Raw genomic sequence first — 462 nt, forward strand, 5'->3', positions numbered from 1 at the left:
GATCGAACGCGATCGGGCTGTTCCACCCCTTTCTCGACGATGCCGACGTCGCGATGCTCGGGGTCGAGGCGGCGGGACGCGGGCTCGACAAGGAACATGCCGCGAGCCTGGCGGGCGGCTTCCCCGGGGTGCTCCACGGCAACAAGACTTATCTGCTCCAGGACGATGACGGCCAGATCACCGAGGCGCATTCGATCTCGGCCGGACTGGACTATCCGGGGATCGGGCCGGAGCACGCCTGGCTGCGCGATATCGGGCGGGTCGAGTATGACAGCGCCACCGATACCGAGGCACTCGACGCGTTCCAGCTGCTGTGCCGGACCGAGGGGATCATCCCCGCGCTCGAACCGAGCCACGCGATCGCCGCGGTAGCACGCAAGGCGCGCGAGATGCCGCAGGACCGGATCATCCTCGCCAACCTTTGCGGGCGGGGGGACAAGGATATCTTCACCGTCGCCGAAG

1 pseudogene is annotated in these 462 nt (G+C 67.5%); it reads left to right on the plus strand.

Going from position 1 to position 462, the window contains the following annotated elements:
- Nucleotides 1-462, plus strand: a pseudogene (locus I6F37_RS39215) (tryptophan synthase subunit beta); the annotation flags it as partial.

It is taken from the genome of Bradyrhizobium sp. NBAIM08 (assembly GCF_020193935.1).
Lineage (GTDB): Bacteria > Pseudomonadota > Alphaproteobacteria > Rhizobiales > Xanthobacteraceae > Bradyrhizobium > Bradyrhizobium yuanmingense.